The sequence below is a fragment of the Xanthomonas citri pv. mangiferaeindicae genome (assembly GCA_002240395.1).
In the GTDB taxonomy this organism is placed as follows: Bacteria; Pseudomonadota; Gammaproteobacteria; order Xanthomonadales; family Xanthomonadaceae; genus Luteimonas; species Luteimonas citri_A.
Window position 1 is genome coordinate 1,356,447 of sequence record CP016836.1, and the last position, 16,928, is coordinate 1,373,374.

Below are 16,928 nucleotides of genomic sequence, written 5' to 3' on the forward strand. Positions count from 1 at the left end.
GCCTGCGCTGAGCGCGGCGCGGCACGGGCCGCTTCGCCGGATCGCGGTACACAGTGTTGTCGCCCATGGGACATGCCGGTCGCCGCCGCGAGCGACCATCGGCGACCGGCTTTTTTGTCCGTCGCATCGACCAGGCATGACCCTCACCCAACTGCGCAGCTTCGTCGCCATCGTCGAATGCGGCCACAACATCACCCTGGCCGCCCGCCGCCTGCATGCGACCCAGTCGGGACTGTCCAAGCAGCTCGCGCAACTGGAGAACGCGCTGGGCTTCCTACTGTTCACCCGTCGCCAGCGCGCGCTCGCCGCGTTGACCGACGAAGGCCGGCAGGTGCTTGCGCACGCCCGCCGACTGCTGGCCGAGGCCGGCAACATCCAGGCGCTGGCCGACAACCTGCGCCGCGAGGCCCAGGGCCTGCTGCGCATCGCCACCACCCACACCCAGGCCCGCCACGCGCTGCCGCCTGCGCTGCAGGCGCTCAAATGCGACTGGCCCGAGGTCGCGGTGCACGTGGTGCCGGGGGGCGATGCCGAGTCGCTGCGGCTGCTGGCCGAACACCACGCCGATCTGGCGATCCTCAGCGGCACCGGCGCCCCGCCGCCGGGCCTGGTGGCGATTCCGCTCTACCGGTGGGGCCGGCGGGTCCTGGTGCCGGCCGACCATCCGCTGACCGCATTGCCGCGCCCGATCGGACTACGCGACTTGGCCGGCGTGCCGCTGGTGAGCTACGAATCGAGTCGGCAGCCCGCCTCGTCGCTGCAGCGCGCGTTTGCGGCCGCCAACCTGCGCGCCGACCTCGCGGTGACCGCACGCGACGGCGCGCTGATCCGGACCTACGTCCACGCTGGCTTGGGGGTCGGGATCGTCGACGAGATGGGCGCCGATCTCGACGACGGCCTGATCGCACCACCGGTCGAGGACGGCCTGCTGCCTGAATGCATCACCTGGGCGCTGCTGCGCCGCGACCGGGTGCTGCGCGATTTCGGCTTCGCGCTGGTCCAGGCGCTGGCGCCGCATTACGCCGCGGTGGACCTGCGTCGGCTGCTCGACCACGACCAGCCCCTGCCGATTCCGGCCCCCGACTGGCAGCACTGGTCGCGTGCAACCGCCACTGCGCTGGCGGCGCGGACCGCGGTCGCCGTGGCTGAATAGGCCTCTTCCGGGGTTGCCTGGCGCAGCCGGATCTGCATCGCCCCGTGCCCGGCCGGCGGCTGAGGCCGCCCGATTCCCGGCCTGACGCGGATCTGCGCGCCCGCCCCACATTTAGCGTTGACGCTGTCCGACCACCCCACTATCTTGGGCCACGTCGGTTCCGCAGCCACAAGCCTGTGGATGAAAAACGGGAAGCCGGTGACGCCCCACGCCAGTCCGGTGCTGCCCCCGCAGCGGTAATTGGGAACGTCCCCGCCGCCACCGGAGCGATCCGGTGCAGTGGGACCGAAGGCCTGCCTTCACCCATAAGTCCGTACCGTGCCGACAGCCGCGCGAAAGCACGACGCGTGGTGATCGCTGTGGACACTCCGCACAGGGGTGGGTCCGCGGCGCGGAACCCGACGGCACCCGCCGTCGCCGTCTCGCGGCGCACCCGCCCCACACGAGCCGTCCGCAGCCACCGGACCCGACGCGGGCGGGCCGGGGCGTGCGCGAATGCACTGGACACCAAGAGAGAGGACGCATGACCAGCCACGACACCGTCTCGACCGCCCCTTCGACGCCCGCAGACGCGCCCCCGACCCCGATCGCTTCCCCCACCCCTGTGGCGCCGTCCGCCGTCGACGCCGACGACGTGGTGCCGCCGCCCCCGAGCGCCGCCATGCAAACCGCAATTGCTGAAAATTCCGACGTCGACACCGACGTCTCCACCTGGATCACCAAGGAAGCCGGCAATCGCCGGATCCCGTACGACCGCGCGCGCCTGGAGCGCAGCATCGACCGCGTCCACGGCGAGTTCCCGCAGCTCGATATCGCCGACTACAAGCGCAGCGTGTTCGGCTTCGTCGAGCGCAAGGACGCGGTCAACGCCGACGACCTGGTCGACCATCTGATCCGCGAGGCCGAGGCCCGGGTCGACGTCACCGCGCCGGAGTGGGAATTCTTCGCCGCCCGCCTGTACCTGCACCGCCTGTACAAGCGCGCCAGCCGCAACCGCTTCTACGACGCCGAGCAGAAGTACGGCTCCTATGTCGGCCTGCAGGAGTCGCTGGCCGACCGCAACATCTATTCCAACGACATCCTGCGCGCCTACTCCAAGGAGGAACTGCAGGAAGCCGGGCGCATGATCGAGCCCGAGCGCGACAAGCTGTTCGCCTACAACGGCCTGTACCTGCTGGCCACGCGGTATCTGGCCACCGACACCTCGCGCGCCGTGTTCGAGCTGCCGCAGGAGCGCTGGCTCACCATCGCGCTGTATCTGATGCAGAACGAGACCCGCGGCGGCCGCGAGCGCCGCATGCAGCTCGTCGGCGAGGCCTACTGGGCGCTGTCGAACCTGTACATGACGGTCGCGACCCCGACGCTGCAGAACGCCGGCAAGGTCGGCGGCCAGCTGTCGTCGTGCTTCATCGACACCGTCGACGACTCGCTGCAGGGCATCTACGACTCCAATACCGACATCGCCCGCGTCTCCAAGGGCGGCGGCGGCGTCGGCGCGTACCTGGGCTATGTGCGCTCGTCGGGCTCGGCGATCCGCGGCGTACCCAATTCCTCGGGCGGCGTGGTGCCGTGGATCAAGCAGCTCAACAACACTGCCGTCTCGGTCGATCAGCTGGGCCAGCGCAAGGGCGCGGTCGCGGTGTATCTGGACGTGTGGCACCGCGACATCGAAGCGTTCCTGGACCTGCGCCTGAACAACGGCGACCAGCGCCTGCGCGCCCACGACGTGTTCACCTCGGTGTGCATCCCCGACGTGTTCATGGAAGCGGTCGAGCGCCGCGGCGACTGGTACCTGTTCGACCCGCACGAGGTCCATCGGGTCAAAGGCTGGTACCTGCAGGACTTCTTCGATGAGAAGAAGGGCGAGGGCACCTTCCGCAAGAAGTACGAGGAAGTCGTCGCGGACGAACGCATTTCGCGCAAGACCGTCAAAGCGATCGAGATCTTCAAGCGGATCATGGTGTCGCAGCTCGAGACCGGCAACCCGTTCATGTTCTACCGCGACGAAGTGAACCGGAAGAACCCGAACAAGCACGTCGGCCGTGTCTATTCGTCGAACCTGTGCACCGAGATCCTGCAGAACATGAGCCCGACGAAGATGATGCAGGAGATCATCTCCGGCAATCAGATCGTCACCACCAAGCAGGCCGGCGACTTCGTCGTGTGCAACCTGTCGTCGGTGAACCTGGGCCGGGCGATCGTGCCGCAGGAAGGCCAGGGCGATCTGATCACCGACGTGCTCGAGCGCCTGATCCCGATCCAGGTGCGGATGCTCGACAACGTCATCGACCTCAACCAGCTGCCCGTCCCGCAGGCCACGATCACCAACCAGAAGTACCGCGCGATCGGTCTGGGCACGTTCGGCTGGCATCACCTGCTGGCGCAGAAGGGCATCCACTGGAACACGCCCGAGGCCGAGGACTTCAGCGACTCGCTGTATGAGCGCATCAACTTCCTGACCGTGCAGGCGAGCATGGAACTGGCCAAGGAGAAGGGCGCCTACTCGGTGTTCGCCGGCAGCGACTGGCATACCGGTGCCTACTTCCGCGACCGCGACTACAACTCGCCGGCGTGGCTGGAGCTGGCTGCCAAGGTCGGCGTCAACGGCATGCGCAACGGCTGGCTGATGGCGGTCGCGCCGAACATGTCGACCGCGCAGATCGCAGGGTCCACCGCGTCGATCGACCCGATCTACTCGGCGTTCTACTACGAGGAAAAGAAGGACTACCGGCGTCCGGTCGCGGCCCCCGGGCTGTCGCTCGAGACCTGGCCGTTCTACGAAAAGGGCGCCTACAAGGTCGACCAGTTCGCATCGGTGCGCCAGAACGCGCGCCGCCAGCGCCATGTCGACCAGGCGATCAGCTTCAACCTCTACGTGCCCAGCACCATCCGCGCCAGTACCCTGCTCGACCTGCACATGACCGCCTGGCGCGAAGGCATCAAGACCACGTACTACGTCCGCTCCAACGACATCGACATCGCCGAATGCGAGTGGTGCAGTAGCTAAAGGAACGCGATAGCGCATTCGCGCTTTCGCTTCCAAGGTTCGCATTGCGAACCTTGGACCCTTCCTCACCAGCATCCACACCCCCGCGCCTTCGGCGCGCCCCCCTGACTCAAGGGGGGCTTTCCACCAGATAAAACCGGGGTCGGAGTGCATTTTTTCATTCACTGATCCCGGCTCGAGAGTGCACCGGAAAAATGCACTCTGACCCTGGTTCTGCCGATCGCCCGCGACACGAAACACGAGAAATGAACATGGCCACGACTTCTACGCCCCTCGACCGCATCAAGATCCTCGAGCCGCGCCACCCCAACCGCTCGACCGGCATCATCAACGGGCGCACGTCCGGCATCCTCAACTGGAACGACATTCCGTATCCGTCGTTCTACCGCGCCTACAAGGAGCTCTCGACCAACTTCTGGATCCCGGACGAGGTCGACATGAAGGGCGACGCCAAGCAGTACGGCGAGCTCTCGGCGCGCGAGAAGAACGCCTACGATTCGATCATTGGCCTGCTGGCCACGCTCGACTCGCCGCAGACACGCTTCATCTACAACGTCGCCGAGTACATCACCGACCCGGCCGCGCATGCGAACGCCGCGATCATCGGTCAGCAGGAAGTGATCCACAACGAGAGTTACAGCTACGTGCTGGCCTCGATCACCGACCTGTCGAACCAGAACCGTGTGTTCGAGATCGCGCGTACGCACCCCACGATCCAGAAGCGCAACGCGCCGATCATGGAGTCCTACGACGATTTCATGCGCGAGAAGACCGCCGAGACGCTGCTGCGCTCGCTGATCCAGTCCTCGATCCTCGAAGGCATCAACTTCTACTCGGGCTTCGCGTACTTCTACAACCTGGTCCGCCAGAACCGGATGACCGGCACGGGCAAGATCATCAGCTTCATCAACCGCGACGAACTGGCGCACACCAAGTTCATCAGCGAGGTGATCCGCGCCATCGTCGGCGAGAACCCCGAGCTGCAGACCAACGAACTCACCGACTACGTGCACAAGGCCTTCGCGCACGCGATCGAGCTGGAAACCCAGTGGACCGGCGAGGTGCTCGACGGCATCGACGGTATCGACGTCGATGAGATGATCCGCTACGTGAAGTACCGCGCCAACAAGATGGCCGGCATGCTCGGCATCGAGAAGCTCTACACCGAGACCACCGACAACGTCATGCCGTGGATCAAGGCCTACGCCGACAACTTCACCGAGACCAAGACCGACTTCTTCGAGATGCGCAACGCGTCGTACAAGAAGACGAATTCGGACAACGGCTTCGACGATCTCTAATCGGGACCATCAGCACATTTGTCATTCCACTTTTAAGTACGGGGGGACACCATGAGTAAGCGATTGGATCCACGCATCTCGTCTAGTCGCATGCGACTGGAAAACCCGTACGCTCACATGGAAGAGCTTGAGCAGTGCTGGGAGGCGGCGAATTATCAAAATCCGTATCGATTCGTGAGTTCGGATGAAGAATCAGTCTCTGCAAGGAAGACCCATAGCTTCGAGTCGATTGAGGCACAGGCGAAAGAGTTGCAACGCGCGATTTGGAAGAAGAGAAGAGATCTCGGGCTGAGCCAGAACGTCCACCCCATAGATGTCCTAGACCCGCAGCTTGCCGCCGAACTGCTCGGCTTCGACTTCACGCTGCATCCTAGCCTTGGCTGGATGATTAACGGTCGCCGTCGAGTTTCGGTTGCAGGCCTGATTGATCAATCTACTCGATCGATCCAAGTCGCAACGGACGCTGAGCCCAGAGTTATGCGCTTTACGGCGGCTCATGAAATCGGACACGCAGTTCTTCATCCCGATCAAACAGGGCGCCATCGAGATCAGCCGCTCGACGGAGTTCGGCGGTCACGTGATCGCACCGAACTTGAAGCAGACAAGTTCGCGACGTACTTCCTGCTGCCAAGAAAACTCCTTGTCGAAGAGTTCAAGTCTCGCTTCTTGGGACCGTTTACCCTCGATGAGCAGACCGCATTTGCTTTGCTGAGCAAGCCAATCTACGAAGTCCTGAAGAGTTTCCCGACTCTCCGCCACGTTTCTAGAAAGCTGGCTAGCACGGCGTATTACAACGGCCGCCACTTCGTTTCATTGTCGGAATCCTTCGGAGTCAGCGCCGAAGCGATGGCTATTCGGCTGGAAGAGTTGAAGCTCGTTATCGAATGATTGCCCTCCGGCGCGCGGTAAGGACAATTTCGAAAGCCCAGGAAAGATGACCTCTCCGAAGATCAGTCTGAACAAGCTTGGCGAGTACCTGACCGCAAGCCCTGCGCGGCGTAGGCGGATCGTACACGACCAGAAGGATCCAAAGCCTTTTATTACAGCACGTTACATGGACGCCAGAGAAGTAATTGTCGACTTCCTAGCCTCTGGAAAGACCGATGACAACAAGCTAGTTATGAGAGCAGTCGCCGCTGCTTGCGAAGAGATTCGAGCGAGATGGGAACTGGGCGCGTAAGCGAGCTGGCACCCATTTCGTTTGAAGACAATTTCGCGCCTAAAGATCGTATAAACCTGAGCCTTACGCCTTGCGCATCCTCCTCGCCTATTGCTCGCTCAGCGGCAACACCCGTGACGTCGCCCGGATGGTGCGGGCGCGGTGCGAGGCGCTGGGGCATGAGGTGACCTGGATCGAGACCGACATCCAGACGCTCGCGTCGGTCTGCCCCGCTGGCGCTGCGCATGATCTGTACGTGCTCGGTGCCTGGACCGACAACGCCGGCCGCACGCCGAGCGAGATGAAACGCTTCATCGCCGATCTGGTCGACGCGGTCGGCAAGCCCGAGCACGTCGCGGTGTTCGGCACCGGCGAGACGCAGTGGGGCGCGGAGTACTACTGCGGCGCGGTGCATCGCATCGCGACGTTCTTCGCCAGCCCCTATCCGCGGCTGGAAATCGAACAGATGCCGCACGGCGAGCGCGACGTGCTGAAGATCGAACGCTGGACCGATACCATAGTCGGCCGTCACGAGATTTCGCCCCATGCAGACCCTGCACGCCTCCACGCCTGACGACTACGCCGCCGCCCTGGCTGCGCATCCACGCCTGCTCGTGGACTACTACAAGGACGACTGCCCGGGCTGCAAGATGCTGGACATGTCGCTGGCCAAGTTCGCCGCGACCGACGACGCGAACGGCCTGGTCCTGCTGAAGGTGAAGCTGGAGATCGTCGGCGAGGACTTCTTCCGGGGCCTGGGGCTGCGGCAAACGCCGACGCTGGCGCTGTTCCGCGACGGCGAGGAAGCCGCGCGCCTGCCGGGCTTCCAGGCGCCGGGTCAGATCGCCAAGGCCGCCAGCCTGCATCTGGGCTGATGCGCCGTGACATCGACGATCCGCGTCGCCTCGCACGATGAGGCGGATTGGGTCGCGGCCCGCCTGTTCGCGTTCAACCGCACCACCGTGCCTGCACTGGAGATCGTGCCGCTGCAGTGGGTGATCGAAGACGCGGGCGTGTTGATCGGCGGCCTGTCTGCGGAGCTCTATCTGGGCTGGCTGTCCATCCACGTCCTGTGGATCGACGAAGCAATGCGTCACCGGGGCTTGGGAACTCGGCTGCTCCAGCACGCCGAGGACGCAGCTCGCGCACAGGGCGCCCATGGCGCGTTCCTCGACACCTTCGACTGGCAGGCGCTCGCCTTCTATCGGCGCCACGGCTATGAGTGCTTCGGCACCCTGGATGACTTCCCGCCAGGCCACGCGCGACACTTTCTGCGCAAGTCGCTCCTTCCGGTCGACGCGCCGCCATGAGCGCCATTTGCTTGCCCCAGCCCTGACCGCGGCTGGCGTCCGACAGAGCACCTCGCGTCACATCGGTCACGATCACGCCATATCCTGGCAAGCCACAGCATCGGCCGCTCACATCGCGCGACCCATCCACTGCGCTCTGCCGCGATCAACCGCCGCCGACGACCTCCTCGCGGGGAATACGCAGATCGTCGAGCGAGTAGATCTGGACTTCCTCGAGCGGCTCGGTCTTGTCGCGATACTTGTCCGCGCCACTTTCGTGCGTGATCCAGATCTCGCCGTTGATGATGTTGAGCTCTTCCCCGTAATACGGCACGTCGGCGGCGACTTTCGACGCGCCGTCGGTCTCGAAGCGGGTTGCGGTGTCGATGGTCGGCTGGAACACCAGCTGCGCGGTCGCCACACCCGGCACCGAGCCGTAGGACGTGGAGAACAACACGCCAGTGTCGGTCACTGCCGCGCCTTGCGCGTTGTGGGGCGCATCGATCGAGTCGAAATCGCTGGCATTGAACAGCCCGGTCTCCGGATCGATCTCGTAGCGCCGCAGTTCGGCATCGTGCGTAGGGAAGTCGTTGGTGAACGATGCAGGATCGAGCGGATCCTGCGTGAACTGGCCCACGTACAACTGGCCCTCATGCACGGTGACGTAGCTGGCGCCGAACGGGCCGTTGCCGCATTCGCCGATCGCGATCTTGTCGATTGCTTTGACCGGGGTTTCGGGCGTGCTGTAGGCCTCGAACACCGGTTCGCCGTCGGGGCCGACAACCGGTTCACCGGCGTCGAGATAGGGCGTGGGCACCGTGGCCTGGACTTCATTCGCCGATACCGCCGCGTCGATGTCGGCGCGATCGTAGACATATACCTCGCCGCCGTCGGCGACGTAAACGTAATCGCCGTGCACGGCCACGCCGCCCGCCTTGGTCGGGCCGTCCGAAGCGGGGTTCTCGGCATCCGTCCCGCCCAGAAAGACCGATCGCTCGTGCTGCGAGGGGCTGCCGATCTGCGCATCCTGCACCGACAACAGCACGCGCTTGCTGCCGTCGACGTCGCCGTTGTAGCTGGTCAACAGTTCGTTGCGGGATGCGTCGTAGCCCTGACCTTGCGGAATCCACGGCGAGCCTTCGCCCGCATGCACCAGACGCGGTCCGCTGCGGCCATCGATGACGCCGCGCAGAAAATCGCTCGCCGAATCGACGCGGTCCAGCGCGACGTCTCGCACCTGGCCTGCCGCTTCTTTGATCTGGTTCCACGACGGGGGATCGAATGGAAGATCGATGCGCATCGGGTGTACCTCATGGGGGTTCGGTCGGGCGCCTGGCCGTGCGCCCTGGCGCGGGCATGGCGTCAGTGTCCCCGCTCGTCGTCGCTCGCAGGACTAGGGTAGACCCGGGGCCGGCGCCACACGTTCAGGCACCGTCGGTGTTGCCGCCTGCAACGCACCCGGCCATTCCCGCCGGACGGCGGCTCGCGACGCACGCTGCGCACGGTTCCCGACCGCAGGCCCTGCGCGGCCGTCCGCACCATCCGCCGGCATTCCCTATTCAGCCGTTTGACGTCACCCTGTCGCCCCTTTCAGATGTGCCGGCGCCTCACCTTGCTTGCGGGGCCGGACCCACGCACTTCCTCATGGCGGACCCCCTCATGCCCACAGCTGTCACCTCCACCCCCTCCACCGAAGCCCGGATGCTGGAGATCGTCTTTCCCGACCACACCAACCACCTGGGCACGCTGTTCGGCGGCCAGGCGCTCGCATGGATGGACAAGGCTGCGTTCATCGCCGCCTCGCGCTATGCGCGCCTGACGGTGGTCACCGCACGCTCCGAGCAGGTCGACTTCAAGCTGCCGATCCGCCAGGGGCAACTGGTGGAGACCATCGCGCGGGTGGTCGAGGTCGGGCGCACCTCGATGCAGGTCGAGGTCGAAGTGATCGCCGAGGACCTGCTCAGCGGCGAGCGCGAGCTGTGCACGCGCGGGCGCTTTGTGATGATCGCGCTCGACTCGCGCGGCCGGCCGGCCCAGGTCCGCCCACTGCCCGGCAACGGCTGACGGCAGGCACCGAGGGCGCCGATTGGCGACAATGGGCATTGCGCGATTGTCCGTGAGCCCCGTCGTATGGCCCGATCCCCACGCGGCGCCCGCCCGGCCGCCCCCCTGCTCGAAGCCGACGTCCAGGCCGAGAGTTTTCGTCAGGTCCGCAACGCGCACCGCATGGAGCTGGCCGAGGACTACGTCGAGCTGATTTCCGACCTCATCGCCGATGCCGGCGAAGCGCGCCAGGTCGATATCGCCGCCCGGATGGGCGTGGCCCAGCCGACGGTTGCGCGCATGCTGCAGCGGCTCGTCCGTGACGGTTTGGTCGTCCAGCGGCCGTACCGCGGGGTGTTCCTGACCGAGGCTGGCGAGGCGCTGGCCGCGGCCAGCCGGGAGCGGCATCGGGTGGTCGAGGCCTTCCTGCTGGCACTGGGCGTGCCCGAGGCCATCGCCCGGCGCGATGCGGAAGGTATCGAGCACCACGTCAGCCCGGAAACCCTGGCGATCTTCGCCGCGTTCACGCAGGCCCAGGCCGGCTGAGCGCGTCCGGCGGGCGATTGTCGGACCGCCGTCGCCGCGCACCGCATCGCCGTGACGGCCTTGGCCTGCTAGCCTGCACGCCGGTTCTTGCGCAGCGCAGCACGTGATCCGTTTCGAAGGCATCCACAAGTCCTACCCGGTGCACGGGCGCGAGGTCGTCGCGCTGCATCCGCTCGACCTCACGATCCAGGCCGGCGAGGTGTTCGGCATCGTCGGGCATTCGGGCGCCGGCAAGTCGACGCTGCTGCGGCTGATCAACGGGCTGGAGACGCCCAGCGGCGGCACGCTGACCGTCGATGGCCAGGCGCTGGGCACGCTCGACGGCGACGGTCTGCGGCGCCTGCGGCGGCGCGTGGGCATGATCTTCCAGCACTTCAATCTGCTCTCGGCCCGGACCGTGCTCGACAACATCGCCTTCCCGCTGCGCCTGGCCGGCGTGCCGAAGGCACAGGCGCGCACCCGCGCGCAGGACCTGCTGGTGCGCGTCGGCCTGGAGGCGCACCGCGACAAGTACCCCGCGCAGCTGTCGGGCGGGCAGAAACAGCGCGTCGGCGTGGCGCGCGCGCTGGCGACCGAGCCCAAGATCCTGCTGTGCGACGAGGCGACCAGCGCGCTCGACCCGCAAACCACCGCCTCGGTGCTGCAACTGCTCGACAGTATCAACCGCGAGCTGGGCCTGACGATCGTGCTGATCACCCATGAGATGGATGTCGTGCGTCGGGTCTGCGACCGTGTCGCGGTACTCGATGCCGGGCATCTGGTCGAGAGCGGTCCGGTCGCCGAGGTGTTCCTGCACCCGCAGCACCCGACCACGCGCCGGTTCGTTGCCGAATCCGAAGCGATCGACGAGGGCGCGCTGCAGGAGGACATCGCGCATGTGGAGGGGCGCCTGCTCCGACTCACGTTCACCGGCGAGGACACCTGGCAGCCGCTGCTGGGCCGCGTCGCGCACGAGACCGGGATCGACTACACGATCCTGGCCGGGCGCATCGACCGCATCAAGCGCCTGCCCTACGGCCAGCTGACGCTGGCAGTGACCGGCGCCCAATCCGACGAGGCGCTGCGCCGGTTCGCGCAGGCCGGTGTGCATGTCGAGGAGTTGCCGCGATGAGCACCCCGCTGCTGCCCAATGTCGATGCCGCCAAGTGGGCCGAGATCGGCCAGGCGACGATCGACACCTTGCTGATGCTCGCCGGCTCGCTGCCGCTGACGCTGTTGATCGGCCTGCCGCTGGGCGTGCTGTTGTTCCTCACCGGCCCGCGCCAGCTGCATGCGCGCCCCGCGCTCTACGGCAGCCTGGCGCTGGTGGTGAATCTGCTGCGCTCGGTGCCCTTCATCATCCTGATGATCGTGCTGATCCCGATCACGCTCAAAGCGATGGGCACATCGCTGGGCGTGCGCGGCGCGATCCTGCCGCTGGTGGTCGGCGCGGCGCCGTTCTACGCGCGCCTGGTCGAGACCGCACTGCGCGAGGTCGAGCGCGGGGTCATCGAGGCCAGTCTGGCGATGGGCGCCACGACCCGGCAGCTGGTGCTGCGGGTGCTGCTGCCCGAGGCCCTGCCGGGGCTGATCGCTGGCGCGACGGTGACCACGATCGCGCTGATCGGCTTCACCGCGATGGGCGGCGCGATCGGCTCGGGCGGCCTGGGCGATCTTGCCTACCGCGATGGCTACCTGCGCTCGCGCACCGATGTGGCGGTGGTGACCGTGGTCGCGCTGCTGGTCATGGTGCAGGTGCTGCAGATGCTCGGCGACCGGCTGGTGGCACGCTTCAGCCGCCGCTGATCGCGTCGCACACTGATTTCCACGCGTGGACTCGATCCGCACGCGCGCCGCCCGATACTGGGCGGCCCACGTCGCGCCGGACTGTCCATGCCCGCTCTGCTGCCCCGCCTCGCTACCGCCATCCTGCTGCTGGTCGGCCTCGCCGCGTGCGGCAGTGCCGACAATGGCGCCGCCCCCGGCCGCGAGCGGCTGACCGTCGCCGCGACCGCGGTGCCGCACGCCGAGATCCTCGAAGTGGTCAAGCCGCTGCTCGCCGAGCAGGGCGTGGACCTGCAGGTGCGCGTGTTCAACGACTACGTGCAGCCCAACGACCAGGTCGTGCAGGGCCAGATCGACGTCAACTACTTCCAGACCGAACCCTATCTCGACGCCTACAACCGCGACCGTGGCACCGAACTGGTGACCCTGGCCGGCATCCACATCGAGCCCTTCGGCGCGTACTCGCGGCGCTACGACAGCCTCGACGCGGTGCCCGCCGGCGCCGAGGTGGTGATCCCCAACGACCCGAGCAACAACAGCCGCGCGCTGATCCTGCTGCACCATGCCGGCGTGATCACGCTCGACGACCCGACCAATGCGCTCGCCACGCTGCGCAACATCACCGCCAACCCCCGGCAGCTCAAGTTCCGCGAGCTCGACGCGGCGATGCTGCCGCGCGTGCTCGACCAGGTGGACCTGGCGCTGATCAACACCAACTACGCGCTCGATGCCGGCCTCAACCCGGCAAGCGATGCCTTGGCGATCGAAGGCAAGGACTCGCCGTATGTGAACTTCCTGGTCGGGCTGCCGGACAAGCGCGAGGATCCGCGCGTGCGCAAGCTGATCGACGCACTGACCGGCGAGCAGGTCCGCGCGTTCATTGCGCAGCGCTATCACGAGGCGGTGCTGCCGGCGTTCTGATCGTTCGGGCGCGGCCTTGGCTGGCCCGAGACGCGGCATACGACACCGATGGCAGATGGTCGCGATGGTCAGCTAAGCCAACCGCGCTGTCCGATGACCGCCAAGCCGCCTGCTGAATAGGCGAAATCGCGTCCACCCTAGGGTGCGCACCAGCTGTTGCACCGCCGCTGCACGCCTATGGTCGGCATATCCGACTGCGAGGTGCGCGTCATGAGCCTGTCCCCGGTTTCCGGCAACAGCCACCCGATCGACACCTGGCGCGACCACGCGCTCGACCCCGCGTTGCGCGCCCAGGGTGGCCAACCGGCCAATGTGCCGCGCAGCCACGTCGACACCAGCGCCGGCTTCCCGCGCGGCGATGGCAGTTTCGCCAATGAGGTGAGGGGCACAGCGCCGCAACCCGAGCGCGACCTGCACTTCTCGCTGATGGCCAACGACAGCTACACGCTGAGCGGCCCCAACGGCGTCACCGGGACAGCTGCCGAAGCCGAACTGCAGGCCGCGGGCTGGCAGCGCCTGGTCCCCAGTGAGGACGGCAGCCATCTGGTCGATGCCCAGGGCAACCAGATTCCGATCTCCGCCGACAAGCTGCACGACGCGCAGACCGGCTTCGACGCCGCGATCTACCAGAACGCCGAAGGCCAGTACGTCGTCGCCTACCGCGGCACCGACAACTGGGGCCTGGGTCAGGGCGGCGATTCGCGCGCCAATGGCGGCCAGGGCCTGGGCATGCAGACCGCGCAGTATTCGCAGGCCATGGAACTGGCCCAACTGGCCATGGACACCTTCGGCGACGGCAACGTCGCGATCACCGGCCATTCGCTGGGCGGCGGTCTGGCCTCGGCGGCGATGCTCGCCACCGATGCGCCGGGCGTGACCTTCAACGCCTCGGGCCTGAGCAACAACACCCTCGCCTCGCTGGGCTTCAATCCCAACGGCGCGCGCAGCGACCTGGCCGACAGCGGCCAGATCCGCCGCTACGTGGTCGACGGCGATCCGTTGACGCTCGCGCAGCAAGACCTGCCGGGGATCCTCGGCGTCTCGCCGCCCGATGCGGTCGGCCATGAACTGCGCATCGATCCGCCCGCCGGGATGGGGCGTTTCGATCTGCTGGGCCTGCATGGCGGTGGCGGCGACCATCCGTCCTATGTCGAGTCGCTGCGCGAGAACACCGCGCGCGAACCCGCGGACCGCTCGGGCACCAACCTCGGCCTGGCACTGAGCACCGTCGAGAACATCGGCGAACACAACCTCAATCAGCTGGGCTCGCTCGCCAACGGCATCGGCGGCCTGTACCGGGATGGCAGTACGACGGTGTCCGGCACGATCGACGGCATCGGCGAGACGATCCGGACCGACTTTGGCGAAGGTCGCTATGTCGCGGGCGGTCTGTCGATCGCCGGCGATGTGGTCGACGGGGTCGTCGGGCTCGGCGGCGACGTGGTCGCCAACACGCTCGATACCGCGGGCGACGCGGTCGAGAATGTCGCCAACCTCGGTGGCAGTGTGCTGCGCGATGTCGGCGACCGCGTCGGCTTCGATGCACCGTTCGATGCCGTCGCCAGCGGCATCGAGTGGACCGGCCGGGCCGTCGACAATGTCGCGGATGCGGCCGGCGGCGGCGTGCAGTGGGGCTTGGACAAGGTCGGCGACGGAGCCAACTGGCTGCTGGACAAGGCCGGTGACGGCGCGCAGTGGACGACCGACCGCGCTGTCGAGGGCGCAACCTGGCTGGGCGAGCGCGCGGTCGACGTGGCGCTGGCCGTGCGCGATGCGGCGGTGTGGACCGGCGACCGCTTGGCCGACGGCGCACGCGCCGTGGGCGATGCTGCGGCCTGGACCGGCGATCGCCTCGCCGAGGGCGGACGCTGGGTGGCCGAGAAGGCCAATCCGCTCAACTGGTTCCGCTGATGGGGCTGCGCGCATGGCGGCGGGCCGATGACGTTGTCACGCCCCATTCGACGCCAAGGCGCTAGTCTGCGCGCTTGTACCGCCGACGGGGCGCCGTCATGATCGAGCCGCTCTTGCCGTTGACTGCGACCCGCACGCGCGCATGGGTGTGTGCGCTGCTGTTCGTCGCCGCCCAGAGTGCCTGCGCCCGACAAGGACCGAACATGTCCCACGATCCGTCCACCGATCCCGGCACCGCCGCGCTGGCGCGCGCCGCCCACAGCGGCGACCTGGCCGACGCCAAGCGGCTGATCGCCGATGGCGCCAATCCCGACGCGACCGATGCCGATGGCACACCGCTGCTGCAGGCCACGATCCTGCGCGGCGACCGCCGCGGGTTCGAGACCCTGCTGGAGGCTGGCGCCGATCCTGCCGCCGCGGCCGCCAATGGCAACACCGCACTACACGTGGCCGCGATGCAGGACGATCCGACGTTTCTCAAAGCACTCTTGGCGCGCGGACTGTCGCCCGACACCCCCAATGCGCGCAACGACGAGTCGCCGCTGTTCAACGCGCTCGAAGCGCGCAACAACGATGCCATCCGCACCCTGCTCGCGGCCGGCGCCAAGATCGATGCCACCGACCGCTACGGCGCGACGCTGCTGCACAAGGCCGCGCGTATCAATGCGACCGGCTGGGTGGTCCGCTTCCTCGAAGCCGGTGCCGATCCGACCGCACGCGACCGCGTCGGCGCGACCTTCCAGCCGTCGTTCTTCCGTGCACGCGACGCGGTGCTGACACCGCAGGCGCGCAGCGACCGCGAGAAGGTCCGCGCCTGGTTGGTCGAGCGCCGCATTCCGGTCGAAGACAAGCACTGACCCTGCCGAGCGCATCGGCACGCACTGCCGAAGGGGCCTGCCCTAGCGCCGCCAGACCACGCAGCGGTTGTGCGCGGGCATCGCGATATTGTCGACACGGCGCAGGCCGATCCCGGCCGCCAGCGCATCGACCGCCGCCAGGTCGCGCAGGCCCGACGCGGGATCGCGTGCTTTGAGCCAGGCATCGAAAGCGGCGTTGCTGTCGCTGGTGAAGCGGCCATCGATGTTGAACGGGCCGTAGACGACCAGTGTCGCGTTGGATGCGAGCACCCGGTCGAGCCCAGCGAAGCAGGCCTCCACCGCCGGCCAGGCCATGATGTGCAGCGTGTTGGCAGTGAACGCGGCATCGAAGCGGCCGCCGGCCGCATCCGAGACCGGCCACGGCCCGGTGCTCACATCAAGTGCGATCGGCGGTGGCGTGTTCTGCAAGCCGGCCTCGCCCAGCCATTGCACAATCCCCGGCAGCTGCTCGGCGCGGTCGGAGCACTGCCAGCGCAGGCCGGGCAGCGCCGCGGCGATATGCACCGCATGCTGGCCGGTCCCACTGCCGATCTCGAGCACATGCGTGTGCATCGCAAGCGCCTCGCGCAGGACCGCGAGAATCGGATCACGGTTGCGTTCGCAGGCAGGCGAGAACGGTTTGTCGGTCGACGGCATGGACGGCGTCATTGCAGAGCGCTCCATCGTAGGGCGCTCAGTCTGTCGCCGGCCAGCGTGGCCCGCGCCGCAGGCGCACCGGCCCTGGCGGCGGCGCGTCGGCATCGACGACCGCCCCGCGCTGGGTGACCGATACCACGCCCGCACGGGCCAACGTGGCAGCCACCTGGCGAATATCCGGCATCAGCGCGCGCCAGTCGCCATGCGGCCGCAACCCACGCGCGATTTCCGATGGACAGATCGACGCCTCGGCGGGGCGTGCAGTCAGCAGCGCAAGCATGCGCGCGCGCAACGTCGCGGCGTCCGCATCGGGCATCGGG

At 67.1% G+C, this 16,928-nt stretch carries 16 protein-coding genes and 1 other annotated feature; of the genes, 13 read left to right on the top strand and 3 right to left on the bottom strand.

All coding sequences use genetic code 11. From position 1 onward, the window contains the following. Positions 1-136 precede the first annotated feature (136 nt). The 6 genes from BEN78_05805 to BEN78_05830 all read left to right on the top strand — a co-directional run bounded on the left by BEN78_05805 (position 137) and on the right by BEN78_05830 (position 7,930). Complete coding sequence (locus tag BEN78_05805; GenBank protein ID ASR42964.1) at positions 137-1,153, top strand: CysB family transcriptional regulator; 1,017 nt, start codon at positions 137-139, stop codon at positions 1,151-1,153. A gap of 138 nt (positions 1,154-1,291) precedes the next feature. After that, positions 1,292-1,494, top strand: a binding site (cobalamin riboswitch). A gap of 182 nt (positions 1,495-1,676) precedes the next feature. Then, on the top strand, positions 1,677-4,160 hold the full coding sequence (locus BEN78_05810; GenBank protein ASR42965.1) for a ribonucleoside-diphosphate reductase subunit alpha: 2,484 nt from the start codon (positions 1,677-1,679) through the stop codon (positions 4,158-4,160). Positions 4,161-4,411: 251 nt separating this feature from the next. Beyond that, entirely contained in the window at positions 4,412-5,461 is a 1,050-nt protein-coding gene (locus BEN78_05815) for a ribonucleotide-diphosphate reductase subunit beta (GenBank protein ASR44947.1), read from the top strand. Positions 5,462-6,711: 1,250 nt separating this feature from the next. After that, positions 6,712-7,194 (top strand): flavodoxin, encoded by a 483-nt coding sequence (locus BEN78_05820; protein ID ASR42966.1) that lies wholly within the window; start codon positions 6,712-6,714, stop codon positions 7,192-7,194. After that, complete coding sequence (locus tag BEN78_05825; GenBank protein ASR42967.1) at positions 7,166-7,495, top strand: thiol reductase thioredoxin; 330 nt, start codon at positions 7,166-7,168, stop codon at positions 7,493-7,495. Before BEN78_05820 ends, BEN78_05825 begins: the two co-directional genes overlap by 29 nt. A 6-nt stretch (positions 7,496-7,501) precedes the next feature. Then, a complete protein-coding gene (locus tag BEN78_05830; protein ID ASR42968.1) occupies positions 7,502-7,930 on the top strand; it encodes a hypothetical protein in 429 nt (142 codons plus the stop codon). A gap of 145 nt (positions 7,931-8,075) precedes the next feature. Here the strand turns inward: BEN78_05830 and BEN78_05835 are convergent, their stop codons facing one another. Next, entirely contained in the window at positions 8,076-9,209 is a 1,134-nt protein-coding gene (locus tag BEN78_05835; protein ASR42969.1) for a hypothetical protein, read from the bottom strand. Between the two features lie 359 nt (positions 9,210-9,568). Here BEN78_05835 and BEN78_05840 point away from each other — a divergent pair, with 359 nt between their 5' ends. From BEN78_05840 to BEN78_05870, 7 genes are all read left to right on the top strand, one after another. Then, a complete protein-coding gene (locus BEN78_05840) occupies positions 9,569-9,973 on the top strand; it encodes an acyl-CoA thioesterase (GenBank protein ID ASR42970.1) in 405 nt (134 codons plus the stop codon). Positions 9,974-10,039: 66 nt separating this feature from the next. Then, complete coding sequence (locus BEN78_05845; GenBank protein ASR42971.1) at positions 10,040-10,498, top strand: transcriptional regulator MntR; 459 nt, start codon at positions 10,040-10,042, stop codon at positions 10,496-10,498. Positions 10,499-10,601: 103 nt separating this feature from the next. Further along, entirely contained in the window at positions 10,602-11,609 is a 1,008-nt protein-coding gene (locus BEN78_05850) for a methionine ABC transporter ATP-binding protein (GenBank protein ASR42972.1), read from the top strand. After that, positions 11,606-12,283 (top strand): metal ABC transporter permease, encoded by a 678-nt coding sequence (locus BEN78_05855; protein ASR42973.1) that lies wholly within the window; start codon positions 11,606-11,608, stop codon positions 12,281-12,283. Before BEN78_05850 ends, BEN78_05855 begins: the two co-directional genes overlap by 4 nt. An 87-nt stretch (positions 12,284-12,370) precedes the next feature. Continuing rightward, a complete protein-coding gene (locus BEN78_05860; protein ASR42974.1) occupies positions 12,371-13,183 on the top strand; it encodes a methionine ABC transporter substrate-binding protein in 813 nt (270 codons plus the stop codon). A gap of 210 nt (positions 13,184-13,393) precedes the next feature. After that, positions 13,394-15,094: a hypothetical protein gene (locus BEN78_05865; protein ASR42975.1), complete on the top strand. Its 1,701-nt coding sequence runs from the start codon at positions 13,394-13,396 to the stop codon at positions 15,092-15,094. Positions 15,095-15,168: 74 nt separating this feature from the next. After that, entirely contained in the window at positions 15,169-15,951 is a 783-nt protein-coding gene (locus BEN78_05870) for a hypothetical protein (protein ID ASR42976.1), read from the top strand. A gap of 42 nt (positions 15,952-15,993) precedes the next feature. Here BEN78_05870 and BEN78_05875 read toward each other — a convergent pair whose 3' ends face one another. Beyond that, positions 15,994-16,608 (bottom strand): methylase, encoded by a 615-nt coding sequence (locus tag BEN78_05875; protein ID ASR42977.1) that lies wholly within the window; start codon positions 16,606-16,608, stop codon positions 15,994-15,996. Between the two features lie 37 nt (positions 16,609-16,645). Then, positions 16,646-16,924, bottom strand: a complete 279-nt coding sequence (locus tag BEN78_05880; protein ID ASR42978.1) for a hypothetical protein — start codon at positions 16,922-16,924, stop codon at positions 16,646-16,648. Positions 16,925-16,928: the final 4 nt, after the last annotated feature.

What these genes read in the sequence shown, in the direction of transcription:
- BEN78_05805 (ASR42964.1), top strand. Translation starts at nt 137, where the DNA reads ATGACCCTCACCCAACTGCGCAGCTTCGTCGCCATCGTCGAATGCGGC.
- BEN78_05810 (ASR42965.1), top strand. Translation starts at nt 1,677, where the DNA reads ATGACCAGCCACGACACCGTCTCGACCGCCCCTTCGACGCCCGCAGAC.
- BEN78_05815 (ASR44947.1), top strand. Translation starts at nt 4,412, where the DNA reads ATGGCCACGACTTCTACGCCCCTCGACCGCATCAAGATCCTCGAGCCG.
- BEN78_05825 (ASR42967.1), top strand. Translation starts at nt 7,166, where the DNA reads ATGCAGACCCTGCACGCCTCCACGCCTGACGACTACGCCGCCGCCCTG.
- BEN78_05835 (ASR42969.1), bottom strand. Translation starts at nt 9,209, where the DNA reads ATGCGCATCGATCTTCCATTCGATCCCCCGTCGTGGAACCAGATCAAA.
- BEN78_05840 (ASR42970.1), top strand. Translation starts at nt 9,569, where the DNA reads ATGCCCACAGCTGTCACCTCCACCCCCTCCACCGAAGCCCGGATGCTG.
- BEN78_05845 (ASR42971.1), top strand. Translation starts at nt 10,040, where the DNA reads ATGGCCCGATCCCCACGCGGCGCCCGCCCGGCCGCCCCCCTGCTCGAA.
- BEN78_05855 (ASR42973.1), top strand. Translation starts at nt 11,606, where the DNA reads ATGAGCACCCCGCTGCTGCCCAATGTCGATGCCGCCAAGTGGGCCGAG.
- BEN78_05860 (ASR42974.1), top strand. Translation starts at nt 12,371, where the DNA reads ATGCCCGCTCTGCTGCCCCGCCTCGCTACCGCCATCCTGCTGCTGGTC.
- BEN78_05865 (ASR42975.1), top strand. Translation starts at nt 13,394, where the DNA reads ATGAGCCTGTCCCCGGTTTCCGGCAACAGCCACCCGATCGACACCTGG.
- BEN78_05875 (ASR42977.1), bottom strand. Translation starts at nt 16,608, where the DNA reads ATGCCGTCGACCGACAAACCGTTCTCGCCTGCCTGCGAACGCAACCGT.
- BEN78_05880 (ASR42978.1), bottom strand. Translation starts at nt 16,924, where the DNA reads ATGCCCGATGCGGACGCCGCGACGTTGCGCGCGCGCATGCTTGCGCTG.